The sequence below is a fragment of the Variovorax sp. H27-G14 genome (assembly GCF_046156345.1).
In the GTDB taxonomy this organism is placed as follows: Bacteria; Pseudomonadota; Gammaproteobacteria; order Burkholderiales; family Burkholderiaceae_C; genus Variovorax.
Genome location: NZ_JAYLVN010000004.1, coordinates 269,609 through 283,724 on the forward strand (window position 1 = coordinate 269,609; position 14,116 = coordinate 283,724).

Below are 14,116 nucleotides of genomic sequence, written 5' to 3' on the forward strand. Positions count from 1 at the left end.
TCCATGGCGCGTTCCTTGGGGCCGCCAGCCTAGCGCCAGGCAGGCACGTTGGCCAGCCGCTCCAGCGGAAAGCGGTCGACCTCCTGCAGCAGCTCGACGAAGCGCCGGCCCACATGGTCGAGCACCGCGGCGCCTTTCTCCGGCGTGGCGCGCGTGGCGTCGCCGGCGGCGCCCGCGGGGTTGATGTCGTGCATCTGCCAGCCGAGCTTGCCGCTGGGCGTGATGGAAAGAAATTTGTTCTCGGCGGCCAACTGCTCGGTCATGGAGCTGAAGTTCTGGAACTGGTCCTTGCGCACGAAGTCGGGCGTCAGATGCAGCATCACCGAGCTCTCGAGGTCGCCCGCATGAATGCCGTGCTTGCCCTCGTGCGCGGTGAACAGGCCCTCGGGCAGGCCCAGGGTGTACCAGTTGGCGGCCACGACCATCATGTCGTGCGCTTCGCGCAGGTCGCGCGCCACGATGTCCATCACGCTCATCTGGCCGCCATGGCTGTTGTAGAGCACCAGCTTGCGCACGCCGGCCTTGGCGACGCAGGCGCCGATGTCTTTCCACAGCGAAATCAGCGTGGTGGCCGACACGGTGAGCGTGCCCGGGTAGCGCGAATGCTCGTTGCTCTTGCCGTAGGGCACGGTCGGCAAAAACAGCACGGGCAGGTCGTCGGGCAGGTGCGGCAGGGTGGCACGCACCATGCCGTCGATGGTGGCGGTGTCGGTCGACATCGGCAGATGGGGGCCGTGCTGCTCGGTGGCGCCCACCGGCAGCACGGCGATGAGCCGTTCGCGGTCGAGGCGGGAGAACTCTTCGCTGGTCAGGTCGGACCAGAAGCGGCTGCGCAGGCGGGGCGGGTTCATCGTGGCACACCTCTTTGACGTCGGGTTGGACAGTTTAAATTATCCATATGGTCAAGAAAAGTGGCTGAGCAATTACCCGAAGTGCCTTCCAAGAAGATCTGATACAGGGGGATGGGCACGCAAATCAGAGCAGATGGTCAAGTCGTCTGGCTCGCGGCGGTCCGGCCCTCCCGGCGCCAGGGAACCAGCAGGCACGCACCGACCAGCGCCACCGCGCCCACCAGCCCGCAAAAGACCGCCACTGAAAATCGCGGCACCACGCTGCCCAGCGCGAACGACACCGAGAAGATGCCCAGGTTGAGCAGGCTCGCGTGGTACGAGTTGATGGTGCCCCGGTAGCGCGCCGACAGCGCGCTCAGCCGGGCGTGGTGCAGCGGGCCGGCGCAGCCGTAGCCGACGGCCCAGGGCAGGCCGAGCAGGGCCAGCTGGGTCATCGAAGCGATCGGCAGCATGAAGCCCAGCAGGCCCACGGCCGCGACCAGCGCGGCACCCGGCAACGCGGCGGCGCCGACCACTTGCTGCAGCTTGCCGCTGGCCAGGTTGCCGGCGATCACGGCCAGCCCGTAGAAGCCCGCCAGCAAGCCCGTGTCGGTGGGCGACAGCAGCAGCTTGCGCGACGCCACCTCCGCCACGACCGCGCCAAAGCCCGCGACCCAGCCCAGCCACAGGTAGCTGGCCGACAGCCGCAGCCGAACACCGGGCGTTGCCAATGCGTGCCTGTGCGTGGTCATGAAGTCGGTGTGCGACGCGGCGGCAGGCGCGCCGCCGGTGAAGGCGCGTGACACCGCCAGCGCGGCCAACACTGCCATCACGGCCAGCGCGTAGTAGGCCGAGCGCCAGCCCCAGGTGTCCGCCAGCCGCCCCGCCAGCACGGGCGTGAGCACGAAGGCCAGCATCAGGCCGATGAAGACATGGCCCAGGCGCCGGCCCACCTGCTCAGGCAGCGACTCGTCGGCCACCAGCGCCAGCGCGTTGGGTTGCACCACGGCCGCGCACACGCCGGCCAATGCAGACAGCACGATGGCGGCCAGCAGGTGCGGCGCGCTCGGAATCAGCGCGCTGAGCAGCGCGAAGCCGAGCAACCCCGCCAGCAGCGGCCGCTTGCGCCCCCAACGGTCCGACAGCGGGCCTGCCACCAGGGCGACCGCGCCGTAGCTGAGGCCGTAGGCGGCGGGCAGGTAGGCGATGGCGCTGGAGCGAACGCCGAAGTCGGCGCTCATGGCGCCCATCATCGGGCCGGCGATCACCTCGGCGGAGCCGATGAGAAAGAGGCAGCTGAAGAGCGTGGCGGTCTGTTGAAGTTTCATGGCGCCGAATAGAGGGGCATCAAAAGAAATGGATCTCGAGCTTGATGTCCGCGATGTACTGCCAGTCGATACCGTCCACGTCGAACGACCGACTGTCATGAACGCCACTGTCGAATGCATCGGCCGGATCGAACGTCAAGCCAGCACATACGTACGCCTCTAGATAGGCGCGATCGGTGGGCATGATCGAGTTCTTGCCGCCCCGGGACACATCGAGGATGTAGCTGATGTCGCCAGCCTCGTACCCGCGAATGATTTCGGCGCCACCCGTCACGCCGAGGTTCTCCAGCATGTCGATCGCGAAATTGTTCGCGCCGACTTCGAAAGAAACCCTGTCTTTTCGTCGTTGCTCCGTCATTTCGGGCGGCTGGTCCAGCCCGTTGGGCTTGCCCTCTGTCTCGTAGTAGTGGAGGGCGGCTTGAACCCCGCGCGCATCGTAGATGTAGGCGTACCTCTCGACGTTCTTGCGCTTCGCTTCACAGATGAAGTAGTAGTGGCCCAGGCTGTGCAGCACCATGAACGCCCGCGAAGCGGGAGACACCGCTTTCGAAAAGACAACCTTCTTGCCAGTGATGATTGTCTTGATGTTGCTCGGATGTGCTTCTACTTCAGCGTATTCAAGCCCGAAGCGTCGGCTCAACAGTGACTTGAGTGCTTCGAAGTCTCCCTCGGACATGAGTGCGAGCAGTCGTTCGATTCGCGCATCGATGTCCGAGCCAACGCCTGCCGCCAGCACCTGCTGTGGATGAGTCATGAATCCCCCCTGTTTGTGTGCGGCGAATGATCTGTCGGCGGTGCGCCGACTGAACGCCTCATGCGGTGGGGAAATCCAGGTGGGGTGGAATTAAGTCACGGATTGGCTTGTTGATCGAGGCGCCGCAAGCTCGGCTTCATAAGCGCAAATTCATCTCCGCACCACATACCGCGTGATCACCGGCGGCACCTCGCCCAGATGAAACGCCAGCCGCCGCTCGCGCAGCGCCATGTCGCTCGCGGTCGCGCGGTTGAAGCGGCGCAGGTGGTCGGTCCATGAGTCGTCGACGATCTGCTCCACGTAGCGTTCGGGTTGCGCAATGTCGTGCAGCAGTTCCCAGCCGACGGCGCCCTGGCTCAGGCGCGCGCGGCGGGTCTGCTGCATTACCAAATGGAAGGCGGCGGCGCGCGCGGGGTCGACGAGGTATTCGACCGTGATCACCACGCGCCCGCGTTCCTCCGGCGCCTCGGCGGGTGGCCCGGCGGCCCAGCCGGCCTGGGCGGGGCTGGTGTCGTCCTCGCCGCTGAGGTCGGTCACCCAGCGCAGGGCCACGAGCATCAGCAGCGTGCCGCTCACGGCGGCAACGGCCAGGCTGATCTGCAGATCGCTGACCGTGGCCACCTGGCCCCAGATGGCCGCGCCGATCGCGCTCGCGCCCATGATGGCCATCTGGTACATCGACATGCCGCGCGCGCGCACCCAGTCGGGCAGCGCCAGCTGGGCCGACACCGACAGCGAATTGGCCACCGTGATCCACGCCATGCCGCCGAAGAACATCGCCGGCACGGCAACCCATGCATTGGGCGCGAACGCCATCACCGCCGTGGCGCCGGACTGCAGCAGCGTGCCGCGCAGCACCAGCTGGTCGCGCCCCAGCGCCTGGCGCAGGCGCGGCAGAAACAGCACCGCGATGATCGCGCCCGCGCCCATGGCCGCCAGCAGCAGCGTGAAGGTGCCGGCGCCGCCGCCCTCCAGGTTGCGCGCCAGCAGCGGCAGCAGCGCGAGCAGCGCGGTGGAGTGAAAGAAGAAGATCGACACGCGCGCCAGCACCGCGCGCATGCGCTGCGACTGCCGCACAAACTGCACGCCCACGCGCATGGCGCCGATGAGCTTCTCGCGGCCCAGCGGGTTGGGCGTGTGCTCGCGCCGCCAGCGCAAAACGACGAAGCCCGAGGCCACCGACAGCACCGCGTTCAGCGCGAACACCCACAGGCTGCCCGCGCTCGCAATGAGCACGCCCGCGGTGAGCGGGCCGATGATGCGCGATGCATTCATCGCAATGCCGTTCAGGCCCAGCGCGGCGGGCAACTGCGGGCGCGGCACCAGCTCGGGCACGATGGCCGCGAACACCGGCCAGCGCAGCGCCAGCCCAATGCCGTTGGCGAAGGTGAGCGCCAGCAGCAGCGGCGCGGTCATGAGGTCGAGCGCCAGCGCGGCGCACAGCACGATGGCGGTGCCGGCCAGCCAGAACTGCGTGAGCACCAGCCAGCGCCGCCGGTCCAGGATGTCGGCCAGCGCGCCGCTGGGCAGGCCCAGCAAGAACACCGGCAGCGTGGAGGCCGACTGCACCAGCGCCACCCAGATGGGCGAGGTGGTCAGCGAGGTCATCATCCACGCGGCGGCCACATCGTTCATCCACATGCAGATGTTGGCGATGAGCCAGGTGCTCCACAGCATGCGGAACACGGGCAGCTTCAGGGGCTCGAGGGCCGCGAGCTTCGCTGGCTGGGCCCGTGCGGGCGGGATCGGTGTCTCTTCGGGGGATATGGGTGGCATGTGGCGCTATTGTGGCGCCGCTGTTTGCGTGCAGCCCCTTGGCGGCTACCCCCGGTCGCTGCGCGCCAAGTGGATCTCCAGGCGGCGCAGCAGCGTGGTCAGCACCAGCGTCATGACCCAGTACACCACCGAGATCGCCAGGTACGGCTCCCAGTAGCGCGCGTACGCGCCGGCCACGGTGCGCGCGGCATAGGCCAGCTCGGCCAGGCCGATGGCGGAGACCAGCGAGGTGTCCTTCAGCAGCGCGATGGCGTTGTTGCCCAGCGGCGGCAGCATGCGCCTGAAGGCCTGCGGCAGCACCACGTAGCGCATCACCTGCGCGGGAGTGAAGCCGATCGAGCGGCCGGCGTCGAACTGCCCGCGCGAGATCGACTGAATGCCGGCGCGGAACACCTCCGAGATGTACGCGGCCGAGTTCAGCGTGAGCGCCACCACGCCCGAGATGAGCGCGCCGTGCTCCTGCTTGAGCGTGCGCGCCAGTTCGCCGTCGATCAGCAGGCCCGAGGTCGGGTGGATGAACACCGGCATCACCGCGAAGTGGATCAGCAGAATCTGCACGAACAGCGGCGTGCCGCGAAAGAAGCTCACATACACCGTGGCCGGCCAGCGCAAGAAGAAGCGCGCCACCCAGGTCCAGGGCGCATGACGCGGCTGCGCCAGGCGGGCCAGCGCCAGGCACAGGCCCCAGCTCGAACCCAGCACCACGCAGACCACCGTCATGCGCAGCGTCATCCAGGCGCCTTGCCAGAACAGGTCCTTGTATTCGACGAGGATGTCCCATCGGAACCATCCGAAAAGAAGCACCGGTTGTTCCATGCTTGCGTCCTCCACGCTCGGTCAACGAAAAAACGAAACGGCCGCGTGAGGGCGGCCGTGTTCAGGGAAATTCCGTGCGTTTCAGCGCACGTTCGGGTCCTTGTTGAACCACTTCTTGTAGATGGTCACGTAGCTGCCGTCCGCGCGAATGGCGGCCAGGCCGGCCGTGAGCTTGTCCAGCAGCGCCTTGTCGCCCTTCTTCACCACAATGCCGAAGCCTTCTTCTGGGAAGGACTTGTCGTCCAGCGTCTTCAGATCGGGGTTCTGCGCCACGCGGTAGGCAATGACGCCGTTGTCGCCCATGGCCGCATCGACGCCGCCGCCGGCCAGCTCGGAAATGATGAGCGGCGTGCTCTCGAAGCGGCGAATGTCGGGGCTGGTCTTGCCGAACTCGCGCGAGGCGATGTCGTCGGCGGTGGAGGCGCTGACCACGGCAATCTTCTTGCCGGCCAGGTCCTTCAGCGAGGCGACCTTGCTGTTCTTCGGCAGCGCAATCAGCTGGCGGGCCGCGAAGTAGGGCGGCGTGAAGTCGTAGCTCTGCTTGCGCTTGTCGTTGATGGTGACGCCCGAGATCACCAGGTCGACGTCGCCGTTGTTCAGCGCGCCGAAGATGCCGGTGAACGGCGTGTTGACCACCTTGATCTTCAGGCCCTGCTGCTTGGCGATGGCGTTGATGACGTCGATGTCGAAGCCGACGATCTGCTTGTCCTTGTTCTCGAAGGCGAAGGGCGCGTAGGTGGCGCTGGAGCCCACGGTGAGCTCGCGGGTCTGGGCTGGTGTCTGGGCTTGGGCCTGCACGCCGAAGGCGAGCGTGGCGGCGGCAACGACAAGGCCGAGCGAGACGGCGCGACGGATGCGGATCATGGAATTTCCCGGGAGTTTGGATGTTTTGCCGCGCGGGCCGGAAATTCTATGCGTGCGCGGTCGGCCACAAACTTCATTCCAAATTGCGCGAAATGTCGTTGTTGCGGTGCATCAAGCCCGGTTTTTTTGTGCATTTGTTCTCGAACTTCGCATTGTTCGCGCCAAATCGATCGATCGAGTCTGGAACTATTTAGTTAATGATTTAACAATCTAAAACTATTTGAAACAAATGCAGGGGAAGACGCAATGCCGTTGGTTCTGGGGGTCATGGGGATCCCGAAAGTCGAGGTCGAGCTCCTGAAGATCATCGTGCGCCTCAGTTCCAACCTGCGCTCGCTCTGGACCGTGAGCGATTCGGGCACGTGCGACGTGCTGCTGGTCGACGCCGGCCAGGCGGGCGACGCCCGCCACATGCCAGCCGCCCCGCTGGTGGTGGTGCCGGTGGTGGCGCGCAGCGAAGCCGGTGCCGTGGCGCATGCGGGCGGGCCGACCCTGTCGCGGCCGATCTTCGCGGAAGAGCTGGTCGACCTGCTCAACCAGGTCACGCCCCGCTTGCGCGCGGCCCGCAAGGCCGCCGCGCCCGCCCTGGGCGCGGCCATTCGCTCCGGGCGCGGCCGTGCCTCGCTCACGCGCTGGCCCGCGCAGGCCACCATGCGCAAGAACCCGGTCTACCTGCGGTTGGCCGCGGCGCTGTCCAAGAGCGCGCAGTCGGCCGAAAGCCTGAGCGCGCTGAGCCGGGTGCATGTCGACGAATGCTCGACCTTCATGGGCCTGCTCGAGCAAGAGGGCGTGCTGGCCTGGTCGCCCGACGCCGGCGCGCTCGACATGCTGGCCGCCGACATGCTGGCCGGTGGCAGCGCGCAGCAGCGCACCGGGCTGCTGTCGCGCATCCGCCGCCGCCTTGGGCTGGCCTGAGCGCCGCCACCAGCCGAACAGCTACCCATTCATCCAATCAGTGCGTCCAGGGGAAATCGCTTGAGGGAATACAAACTCGTCTTCACGGGGCCGATGGGCGTCGGCAAGACCACCGCCATTGCCGCCATCAGCGAGACCGCGCCCATCTCCACCGATGTGGCCAACGCCGACACCTCGGTGGCCAAGGCCACCACCACGGTGGGCCTGGACTTTGGCGAGCTCACGCTGGAAAACGGCGACCGGCTGCGCCTGTACGGCACGCCGGGGCAGAGCCGCTTCGACTTCATGTGGCAGATATTGATTCGCGACGCGCTGGGCCTGGCCATCCTGCTGGACAACTCGCGCCCGCAGCCGCTGGACGACCTGGCCACCTACCTCGACGGCTTTGCCGACGCGCTGCAGACCATGCCCTGCGCGCTGGGCATCAGCCGCAGCGAGTCGCACCCCGTTCCCTCGCTGGACGACTACGCCAGCGCGCTGCAGGCCCGCGGGCTGGTGCTGCCGGTGCTGGCCATCGACCCGCGCAAGCGCGGGGACGTCATTTCCCTGATCGAGACGCTGCTGATGCAGATCGAAGTCACCGACACCGGAGCCCCCCTGTGAACATCAGCCGTCTTCTCAAGCTCAAGGCCGCCTCCGAGGCGCAACGCATCCTGGAGGACATTGCCGGCGTGACCACCGTGGTCATTGCCACGCCCGACGGTTTCGAGATTGCCAGCGCCAGCCTGCGCAACGTCGACCCGGCGCGCATCGCGGCCATGGCCAGCTCGATTTCCGCCATGGGCGCCGTGGTGTCGCAGGAGGCCCGGCTGGGCCGCTGCAAGTGCACCACCGTGGCCACCGACGACGGCTTTGCGCTGTTCAGCCCGGTGCGCAACGGCGAGACCGAGCTGGTGGTGAACGTCATTGCCGGCGCCGGCGCGGTGCTCGCGCAGGTGATGTACCGCACCGCCGCCTGCGTGAAGCTGCTCGAGGCGCACCAGCCCGAACAGCCGGTGCCGGCGGCGTAGCGCCCGGGCCACCGCACCCCACTCCACCCACTCTGTGAGCGCAGACGAGTTTGCATGCGGCGTCTTCGCTCTTTTCACACGCATGACCGATAGGAAAACACGCACATGGCAACGATCCAGCAAAGCATTGACAACCTCTTGACCGCAGACGGCGCCATGTGCGCCGCGGTGGTCGACTCCGGCAGCGGCATGATGCTGGGCGCGGGCGGCACCGGCGTGGACCTGGAAGTGGCCGCCGCCGGCAACACCGAGGTGGTGCGCGCCAAGCTCAAGACGATGCGCTCGCTCGGCCTGAACGACGTGATCGAGGACATCCTGATCACGCTGGGCAAGCAGTACCACCTGCTGCGCCCGTTGGCGCAGAAGGAAGGCGTGTTCATCTATTACGTGCTGGACAAGGCCAAGTCGAACTTGGCGCTGGCACGCCGCAAGCTGCAGGAAGTCGAGAAGGACATCACCTTTTAAGCACGCACACGCGCGGTCTGCGCGCGTTGTTTACTGCACGCGCGGTCTGCGCGCTCAATGCCAGAAAGCCGGCTTCGCAAGGAGCCGGCTTTTTTCGTTCCGGGCCGCCTTCAGCGGGCGAAGAGGAAGTAGAGCGCGACCACCGCGACCACGGCGACGACCAGCACCTTTTTCCAGCGGCTCGGGGCGGGGCCCGTCGTGGTGGACGATGTCCAGGTGAACGTCTGCGTCTGTTGAGGCAGCGGTGAAGCCAAGGAAGACGTCGAAGAGGAAGAAGAGGTCGTGAACGACACCGAACCGGCGGAGAACGTCGTCGAGGTCGATGTCCTGCGCGTCTCGGTCCGCGCGCCGTCGATGCGGGCGAGGGCATCGGCGACGATGTCCGGCTGCAACGTGCGCCCGGCCAGCGCCTTCAGCTCGTCCCGGCTCAGCGCCCCTGATCCGAGCACCGTCCATGCGAGCGTGGCGGGCAGGGAGTCGGGCGCGGCCCAGGCTTCCTGGTGCGTGGGCAGCATCGACAGGCTGTGCGCGTGCTGCGCCGCGTCGAGCAGCTGCAGGGCCAGCAGCTGGTCTAGCGCGGCGGCGCTCACGCCGTCCTGCATGCGGCGCTCCAGCAGGCGCATGTGCAACTGCGCCCAGGGCGGCAGCGGAAGCTCGCCGCTGAGGAGGTCGGTGGCCTCCGACGCGATGGCCTGAGCTTCGTTCTCGCGGCCTGCGGCGGCGCGGGTGGGCAGCTCGACGAGGTCGTCTTGCGGAATGATCTCGCGGGCCACGACCCAGGCCAAGGCTTCGGCGGGGGTGCGCAGCGCAGCCTTGGCTAGCTCAGCGTCGTTGGTGGCCTTTGCGTGTTCCGCGTCGGTCAGCAGGTGAATGTCCTGCAGGTAGCTCAGTGCGCGCTGGCTGGCTTCGAGATTCATGTGGCTCCCTCTCCTGTCTCGGTGATGGGGCGAATGCTCGCACACCGCCGGGGCACTCTCAGCCCGCCAGGTGCCCCAGCGGCAGCGCGCTGCTGGCCTTCACCTCGCCCAGCGAGAAACTGGTGTGCAGGTCCTTCACGTTGGGCAGGTTCATCAGGTGCTGGCGCGCGAAGGCCGAGAAGCTGTCCAGGTCCTGCGCCACCACCTGCAGCTCGAAGGTGCCGGTGCCGCTGATGTAGTGGCAGGCGACCACGTCGGGCAGCTTGCGGATGGCGTCCTCCAGCTTGCGGGTGGCCTCGTGGGTGACGCGCTCGGTGTCCACGCGCACGAAGGCGAGCACGCCCAGGCCGATCTTGTGGCGGTCGATCTCGGCGTGGTAGCCCTTGATGAAGCCGGCCTCTTCCAGCGCGCGCACCCGGCGCCAGCAGGGCGCGGCGGACAGGCCCACGCGCTGCGCCAGTTCGGCGTTGGTGAGGCGGCCGTCGGCCTGCAGTTCTTGCAGGATTGCAAGGTCGAACTTGTCAATTCTTTCCATGGATGGCGATATTAAGCAAGATTCTTTCTGGAAGCCGGTTTTTCAGGGCAAAGAACGCAAACACCTGTCGCGGACCCCGGCATACACTTTGCGTGATCATGGGCTCGCGCCCTACCGGGCACAGACCCACAGCCAATCCAGCCAGGCCCACAAGGCCCTGCCAACAGGAGACAAGACAACATGAATGCACCGCTGCCCGAGCACATTCGCAAGGCCCTAGAAACGGTCACGCTCGACGACAAATATTCCCTCGACTACGGCCGTGCCTTCATGAGCGGCGTTCAGGCCCTCGTCAAGCTGCCGATGCTCCAGCAGCTGCGCGACAAGCAAGCCGGCAAGAACACCGCCGGCTTCATCAGCGGCTACCGCGGCTCCCCGCTCGGCGGCTACGACCAGGCGCTGTGGAAGGCCAGCAAGTTCCTGAAGGAACAGAACATCGTCTTCCAGCCCGGCGTGAACGAAGAGCTGGCGGCCACCGCGCTCTGGGGCACGCAGCAACTGGGCTTCTCGCCGCAGGGCACCAACAAGTTCGACGGCGTCTTCGGCATCTGGTACGGCAAGGGCCCGGGCGTGGACCGCTGCTCCGACGTGTTCAAGCACGCCAACATGGCCGGCACCACCGAGTTCGGCGGCGTGATCGCGGTGGCCGGGGACGACCACATCTCCAAGAGCTCCACCGCCGCCCACCAGAGCGACCACATCTTCAAGGCCTGCGGCACGCCGGTGTTCTTTCCGGCCAACGTGCAGGAAATTCTGGACCTGGGCATTCACGCCTTCGCCATGAGCCGCTTCTCGGGCGTGTGGTCGGGCATGAAGACGATCCAGGAAATCGTGGAGTCGAGTGCCACGGCCATGATCGACCCCGAGCGCGTGCAGATCGTGATTCCCACCGACTTCGAAATGCCGCCCGGCGGCCTGCACATTCGCTGGCCCGACCATGCGCTGGAGCAGGAAGCCCGGCTCATGCACTACAAGTGGTACGCCGCGCTGGCCTACATTCGCGCCAACCGCCTGAACTACAACGTGATCGAAGGCCCGCACGACCGCTTCGGCATCATGGCCAGCGGCAAGGCCTTCAACGACACGCGCCAGGCGCTGATCGACCTGGGCCTGGACGACGCGGCATGCCGCCAGCTGGGCATTCGCCTGCACAAGGTGGGCGTGGTGTGGCCGCTGGAAGCGCAGCTCACGCGCGAATTTGCCACCGGTCTGCAAGAAATTCTGGTGGTCGAAGAAAAGCGCCAGGTCATCGAATACCAACTGAAGGAAGAGCTCTACAACTGGCGCTCCGACGTGCGCCCCAACGTGGTCGGCAAGTTCGACGAAGGCGCCAGTGCCGACGCCGACGGCTACTCCGGCGGCGAATGGTCCATGCCCAACCCGACCGCCCACACGCTGCTGCGCGCCAACGCCGACCTGAGCCCGGCGCTCATCGCCAAGGCGATTGCCGCTCGCCTGAAGAAGACCGGCCTGCTGGCCGCGGCCGGCGCCGACATGGCCGCGCGCATCGACGCGCAGCTGGCCATCCTCGAAGCCAAGGAGCGTTCGCTGGTGGTGCAGCAGGCCTCCACCAGCGTGGCCGACGCCACGCGCCAGCCCTGGTTCTGCTCGGGCTGCCCGCACAACACCAGCACCGTGGTGCCCGAAGGCTCGCGCGCAATGGGCGGCATCGGCTGCCACTTCATGGCGACCTGGATGGACCGCTCCACCATCGGCTTCACGCAGATGGGCGGCGAGGGCGTGCCATGGGTGGGGCAGCAGCCCTTCACCACCGACCAGCACATCTTTGCGAACCTGGGTGACGGCACGTACTTCCACAGCGGCCTGCTCGCCATTCGCCAGAGCATTGCGGCGGGCGTGAACATCACCTACAAGATTCTGTACAACGACGCGGTCGCTATGACCGGCGGCCAGCAGGTCGGCGAGCGGCCCGAAGGCCATTCGGTGCTGCAGATTGCCGAGAGCCTGCATGCCGAAGGCGCGAAGAAGGTCGTGATCGTCACCGACGAGCCCGAGAAGTACGAAGGCGTGAGCATTCCGGGCGACCACGTGCAAGTGAAGCACCGCGACCTGCTCGACGACATTCAGCGCGAGTTTCGCGCCATGGCCGGCACCACGGCCATCATCTACGACCAGACCTGCGCCACTGAAAAGCGCCGCCGCCGCAAGCGGGGCACGGCCGTCGATCCGGCCAAGCGCGTGGTCATCAACGAGCTGGTCTGCGAAGGCTGCGGCGACTGCAGCGTGCAGAGCAACTGCCTGAGCGTGGAGCCGCTGGAAACCGAATTCGGCCGCAAGCGCGCCATCAACCAGAGCAGCTGCAACAAGGACATGAGCTGCCTGAAGGGCTTCTGCCCGAGCTTCGTCACCGTCGAGGGCGGCCAGCTCAAAAAGAAGAGCAAGAGCAAGGGCGCCACGCCGGCCGAGTTCGGCCTGCTGAGCGAGCCGGTGATTCCGTCGCTGGCGGGCGGCAAGGTCTGGGGCGTGGTGGTGGCGGGCGTGGGCGGCACGGGCGTGATCACCATCGGCCAGCTGCTGGGCATGGCCGCGCACATCGAGGCCAAGGGCATCGTCACGCAGGACGCGGCGGGCCTGGCGCAAAAGGGCGGCGCCACCTGGAGCCATGTGCTCATCGGCGACACGCAGGACGACATTCGCACCACCCGCGTGGGCACCGCGGCGGCCGACTTGATTCTGGCCTGCGACCCGCTGGTGACCATCAACGGCGAGACCATGGCGCGCATGCGCGAAGGGCGCACGCACGTGGCGCTCAACAGCCACAGCTCGCCCACCGCAGCCTTCGTGCGCAACGCCAACTGGCAGAACCCCGAAGACGCCTGCGCCGCCGAAATTGCGCGCGCCGTGGGCATCGACGCCTTGGGCACCTTCGACGCCGACGCCGCGGCCACCGCGCTGATGGGCGACAGCATCTACGTCAACCCGATGATCCTGGGCTACGCCTGGCAAAGGGGCTGGGTGCCGCTGGCGCACGAGTCGCTGATGCGCGCCATCGAGCTGAACGCCGTGGCCATCGAGAACAACAAGACCGCCTTCGAATGGGGCCGTCATGCCGCGGTGCGGCCCGACGAGCTGCAAAAGCGCGTGCGCCCCGGCCAGGTGGTCGAGTTCAAGAAGCGCGAAAGCGTCGACACCCTGGTGGCCCGCCGCGTGGAGTTCCTCACCGGCTACCAGAACGCCGCCTATGCCGACGAATACAAGCAGTTCGTCGGCAAGGTGCAGCGCGCCGAAGCGGCCGTGGGCAAGAGCACCGCGCTGAGCGAGACCGTGGCGCGCTACCTCTTCAAGCTGATGGCCTACAAGGACGAGTACGAAGTGGCGCGCCTGCACACCGACCGCACCTTCCTCGACCGCGTCGAAGGCATGTTCGAAGGTGACTACAAGCTCAACTACCACCTCGCCCCGCCGCTCATCGCCAAGAAGAACAGCAAGGGCCAGTTGCAGAAGCAGAAGTTCGGCCCCTGGATGCTCACGGGCTTCCGCTTTCTGGCAAAGCTCAAGGGCGTGCGCGGCACGGCGCTGGACATCTTCGGGCGCACCGAAGAGCGCAAGACCGAGCGCGCGCTGATCGGCGAGTACCGCGCCAGCATCGATGAAGTGATTGGCGGCCTGCGCGCCGACAACCACGCGCTGGCGCTGGAGATTGCCGCGCTGCCCGAGCAGATTCGCGGCTACGGCCATGTGAAGGAACGCAACCTGGCCGCCACCCGCACCCGTTGGAGCGAGCTGCTGGGCAAGTGGCGCCATCCGCAGGCGGAGCGCGTGGCGGCCTGATCGCCAGGGCTTTTGTTGGCAGCACGGGCGTCCGCTGGACGCCCGTTGCTATTGAATCCGTAGCAAACTTCCGGCCGACTGAATACCCGGAAAGCCCTCCCCACCCCCCCGGAT

The 14,116-nt window shown here is 66.8% G+C and carries 13 protein-coding genes; 5 read left to right on the forward strand and 8 right to left on the reverse strand.

Annotated features, from left to right (window positions below; translation table 11 throughout):
- Positions 1–29: 29 nt before the first annotated feature.
- The 6 genes from VLK31_RS13760 to VLK31_RS13785 form a co-directional block, all read right to left on the reverse strand.
- On the reverse strand, positions 30–851 hold the full coding sequence (locus tag VLK31_RS13760; RefSeq protein WP_409168968.1) for a creatininase family protein: 822 nt from the start codon (positions 849–851) through the stop codon (positions 30–32).
- Positions 852–988: 137 nt separating this feature from the next.
- The gene (locus tag VLK31_RS13765; RefSeq protein WP_409168969.1) at positions 989–2,158 is read right to left on the reverse strand and encodes an MFS transporter; all 1,170 of its coding nucleotides are present in this window, start codon (positions 2,156–2,158) and stop codon (positions 989–991) included.
- A 19-nt stretch (positions 2,159–2,177) separates the two neighbouring features.
- Positions 2,178–2,912, reverse strand: a complete 735-nt coding sequence (locus VLK31_RS13770; protein ID WP_409168970.1) for a hypothetical protein — start codon at positions 2,910–2,912, stop codon at positions 2,178–2,180.
- A 150-nt stretch (positions 2,913–3,062) separates the two neighbouring features.
- Positions 3,063–4,688 (reverse strand): MFS transporter, encoded by a 1,626-nt coding sequence (locus VLK31_RS13775; RefSeq protein WP_409168971.1) that lies wholly within the window; start codon positions 4,686–4,688, stop codon positions 3,063–3,065.
- Positions 4,689–4,733: 45 nt separating this feature from the next.
- A complete protein-coding gene (locus VLK31_RS13780) occupies positions 4,734–5,504 on the reverse strand; it encodes an amino acid ABC transporter permease (RefSeq protein WP_409168972.1) in 771 nt (256 codons plus the stop codon).
- Between the two features lie 81 nt (positions 5,505–5,585).
- A complete protein-coding gene (locus VLK31_RS13785) occupies positions 5,586–6,368 on the reverse strand; it encodes a basic amino acid ABC transporter substrate-binding protein (RefSeq protein ID WP_409168973.1) in 783 nt (260 codons plus the stop codon).
- 267 nt (positions 6,369–6,635) lie between these two features.
- On the opposite strand from VLK31_RS13785, the gene VLK31_RS13790 reads away from it, so the two are divergent.
- The 4 genes from VLK31_RS13790 (at position 6,636) to VLK31_RS13805 (ending at position 8,758) form a co-directional block, all read left to right on the forward strand.
- Complete coding sequence (locus tag VLK31_RS13790) at positions 6,636–7,283, forward strand: hypothetical protein (protein ID WP_409168974.1); 648 nt, start codon at positions 6,636–6,638, stop codon at positions 7,281–7,283.
- 60 nt (positions 7,284–7,343) lie between these two features.
- Positions 7,344–7,886: a GTP-binding protein gene (locus tag VLK31_RS13795; protein ID WP_409168975.1), complete on the forward strand. Its 543-nt coding sequence runs from the start codon at positions 7,344–7,346 to the stop codon at positions 7,884–7,886.
- The gene (locus VLK31_RS13800) at positions 7,883–8,293 is read left to right on the forward strand and encodes a roadblock/LC7 domain-containing protein (protein ID WP_409168976.1); all 411 of its coding nucleotides are present in this window, start codon (positions 7,883–7,885) and stop codon (positions 8,291–8,293) included. Before VLK31_RS13795 ends, VLK31_RS13800 begins: the two co-directional genes overlap by 4 nt.
- 105 nt (positions 8,294–8,398) lie before the next feature.
- Positions 8,399–8,758, forward strand: coding sequence for a hypothetical protein (locus VLK31_RS13805; protein WP_409168977.1), 360 nt, complete (start codon positions 8,399–8,401; stop codon positions 8,756–8,758).
- Positions 8,759–8,868: 110 nt separating this feature from the next.
- Here the strand turns inward: VLK31_RS13805 and VLK31_RS13810 are convergent, their stop codons facing one another.
- Together VLK31_RS13810 and VLK31_RS13815 are read right to left on the reverse strand one after the other, a co-directional pair.
- Entirely contained in the window at positions 8,869–9,675 is an 807-nt protein-coding gene (locus VLK31_RS13810; protein WP_409168978.1) for a hypothetical protein, read from the reverse strand.
- 58 nt (positions 9,676–9,733) lie between these two features.
- Positions 9,734–10,210 (reverse strand): Lrp/AsnC family transcriptional regulator, encoded by a 477-nt coding sequence (locus VLK31_RS13815; RefSeq protein WP_409168979.1) that lies wholly within the window; start codon positions 10,208–10,210, stop codon positions 9,734–9,736.
- Positions 10,211–10,390: 180 nt separating this feature from the next.
- Between VLK31_RS13815 and VLK31_RS13820 the strand changes: the two genes are divergently transcribed.
- On the forward strand, positions 10,391–14,002 hold the full coding sequence (locus VLK31_RS13820; protein ID WP_409168980.1) for an indolepyruvate ferredoxin oxidoreductase family protein: 3,612 nt from the start codon (positions 10,391–10,393) through the stop codon (positions 14,000–14,002).
- Positions 14,003–14,116 lie beyond the last annotated feature (114 nt).

Coding starts and splice junctions, on each gene's coding strand:
- VLK31_RS13790 (WP_409168974.1), top strand. CDS start 6,636: ATGGGGATCCCGAAAGTCGAGGTCGAGCTCCTGAAGATCATCGTGCGC.
- VLK31_RS13765 (WP_409168969.1), bottom strand. CDS start 2,158: ATGAAACTTCAACAGACCGCCACGCTCTTCAGCTGCCTCTTTCTCATC.
- VLK31_RS13785 (WP_409168973.1), bottom strand. CDS start 6,368: ATGATCCGCATCCGTCGCGCCGTCTCGCTCGGCCTTGTCGTTGCCGCC.
- VLK31_RS13815 (WP_409168979.1), bottom strand. CDS start 10,210: ATGGAAAGAATTGACAAGTTCGACCTTGCAATCCTGCAAGAACTGCAG.
- VLK31_RS13820 (WP_409168980.1), top strand. CDS start 10,391: ATGAATGCACCGCTGCCCGAGCACATTCGCAAGGCCCTAGAAACGGTC.
- VLK31_RS13770 (WP_409168970.1), bottom strand. CDS start 2,912: ATGACTCATCCACAGCAGGTGCTGGCGGCAGGCGTTGGCTCGGACATC.
- VLK31_RS13775 (WP_409168971.1), bottom strand. CDS start 4,688: ATGCCACCCATATCCCCCGAAGAGACACCGATCCCGCCCGCACGGGCC.
- VLK31_RS13805 (WP_409168977.1), top strand. CDS start 8,399: ATGGCAACGATCCAGCAAAGCATTGACAACCTCTTGACCGCAGACGGC.
- VLK31_RS13780 (WP_409168972.1), bottom strand. CDS start 5,504: ATGGAACAACCGGTGCTTCTTTTCGGATGGTTCCGATGGGACATCCTC.
- VLK31_RS13810 (WP_409168978.1), bottom strand. CDS start 9,675: ATGAATCTCGAAGCCAGCCAGCGCGCACTGAGCTACCTGCAGGACATT.
- VLK31_RS13760 (WP_409168968.1), bottom strand. CDS start 851: ATGAACCCGCCCCGCCTGCGCAGCCGCTTCTGGTCCGACCTGACCAGC.